The following is a 1,420-nucleotide window of genomic DNA, read 5'->3' on the forward strand; positions in this document are numbered from 1 at the left end:
AGGCAAGAGCCCCGACCACAGGTCGGGGCTCTTCCCCTTTAACCACCACAACACAAAACACCCGAAGGGGCTCCGTGAAGAGGAGCCCCTTCTTCGTTACTTCGTTGTCGCTGCGCGCACTTACCTGTCGGCGCCTGGTTCAGATGCAGCGGCCGGCAATATTGCTTTCAAAAGTTGATCGTCGCGAAGCGGTGGCCCATCCAAGCCGCCGCGGCAGACTCAGGACTAAGCTGAGCACGGCTTGCCGGTTTCGCTGCAGATATAGGAATGGAAGCGAGGAACAGAACCACGGAACTGCCGACGCCATTGATTTTTCGTGTGGGAACCCCTGTGGATTTCCTTGAATGCGCAGAACAAACGTCACTCAGCCCCTCGCAGCGGACGGTTTCGTTGAGGTGTCCCTGAGAGTGTTGAGGGAGAACATGTCTGCACGCAGGATGTATGAACGCGCGGGTTGGAGGATCCCCGGTTGTGGGGCTTTTGAAGATTCCGGACGCCCCTTCCTGCGCTACCTCTTGGAACTGACGGCCAGTGATTCATCAGTGGAAATTCAGTACCGGACCAGCAGAGGAAGTTCAATGGGAAACCGGAGAGCCTGCCCTAAACGGCGATAGGTAAGGTCGGCGCAAACTAAGCGTTGGACGACTTAGCAGCCTTCGCAGCTGCTTTTGCGGCCTGCTTGCTGGCACGTACCTTCACCAATGACTCTGGATCCACGATGTCGGCGACGGACAAGTACGATCCTTCCTCGCCGTAGTGGCCGGCGGCCTCCCGCCAGCCGTCAGCTTCGAGGCCGCATTGCTTACCCAGCAGGGCCAGGAAGATTTTCGCTTTCTGTTCGCCGAAGCCCGGCAGTGCTTTGAGCCTGCGAAGTACCTCAGCACCGTCAGGGTTTCCCCGGGTCCAGATTGAGGCAGCATCACCATTCCAGTCGCTGTGTACCGTTTCCGCCAGGGCCTGGACCCTGCCGGCCATGGAACCAGGGAAGCGATGGACGGCCGGCCTCTCCTTGAAGACTTCGACGAAACCGGCGGGATCGTGGTCGGCAATGGCGGCCGGGTCCAAGGACCCTAGACGGGTACGAATCTTCTCTGGGCCAGCAAATGCCGATTCCATGGTGACCTGTTGATCGAGCAACATACCGGTGAGCAACGCAAAAGCGTCGTCACTGAGCAGTCTGTCGGCGGCGGCATCTCCCGTGATGTGCAGTTCCATGCGTTCCATCCTCCCACCAGGCGGCGTCAACGTCATGGGCCCGCTCATTGCGACCCATAACTGTGCGGCCCGCTGCGGCCAAGATGTGTTTCCTGCCTGCAGTGCGGCAGCTGACGCCCTGACGTTCGGTGGCGAGTTCGACGGCGGTGTGGTGGGGTGTGGGGGTGGATTTGCGTTGGGGGTTGGGGGCGTGTATTGTTTTCTG

General features: G+C 59.7%; 1 protein-coding gene. It reads right to left on the bottom strand.

Translation table 11 applies throughout. From position 1 onward, the window contains the following. Positions 1-630: 630 nt before the first annotated feature. The gene (locus RQH14_RS23120) at positions 631-1,224 is read right to left on the bottom strand and encodes an HhH-GPD-type base excision DNA repair protein (protein ID WP_311215449.1); all 594 of its coding nucleotides are present in this window, start codon (positions 1,222-1,224) and stop codon (positions 631-633) included. Positions 1,225-1,420: the final 196 nt, after the last annotated feature.

This window comes from Arthrobacter sp. WCS2018Hpa-7 (genome assembly GCF_031843805.1).
GTDB lineage: Bacteria > Actinomycetota > Actinomycetes > Actinomycetales > Micrococcaceae > Arthrobacter.

Excerpts from the sequence above, each read along its gene's own strand:
- RQH14_RS23120 (WP_311215449.1), bottom strand. The coding sequence starts at position 1,224 with ATGGAACGCATGGAACTGCACATCACGGGAGATGCCGCCGCCGACAGA.